We start from the raw sequence: 519 nt of genomic DNA, 5'->3' as shown, positions 1-519 counted from the left end.
TGCTTGGAGGGATGGCGATCACTAACGCTAAATTGGGCGCTGCTCATGGGTTAGCCTCTGCACTTGGTGGGAAACTTGATGCTCCGCACAGTGTGATAACTGCACGTTTAGCACCTCATGTGATGCAAGAAAACATCAATGCAGCAAAGCAAGCGGGCAGAAATGATGTGATCAATCGTTATCGAAAACTGGCTCAACTTGTCACGGACAGAGCGAATGCGAATGAACATGACGGCGTGCTTTGGGTCAAGATGGTGTTAGATAAGCTAGAGTTGCCATTGCTTGGTAAGTTTGGTGTTTGCCAAACTTCGTTTGAACAGGTAGCAAACGATGCGCTTAAGTCTGTTGCGATTAAAGGTAACCCTTTACCTCTTAATCAGGAGCGTTTGGTGTTCATACTAAAACAGGTGTGCGATTGCAGTGGAGATTGCGTTGCAGAAAGCACGCCGCACATGAGTTCAGTAGAGGTATTGGAATCGAGAAGCGATTTATCAAGTGTGAATGAGTAAATACAAGTAA

At 45.7% G+C, this 519-nt stretch carries 1 protein-coding gene; it reads left to right on the top strand.

Translation table 11 applies throughout. From position 1 onward, the window contains the following. Nucleotides 1–509 (top strand): iron-containing alcohol dehydrogenase (locus tag R7044_RS28035; protein WP_225456361.1); only part of this gene is annotated, 509 nt, incomplete at its 5' end. Between the last annotated feature and the right edge of the window lie 10 nt (nucleotides 510–519).

It is taken from the genome of Vibrio sp. 1402 (assembly GCF_033340275.1).
Note: the sequence above shows the minus strand (reverse complement) of the source record. Positions and strands in the feature narration are given on the sequence as shown.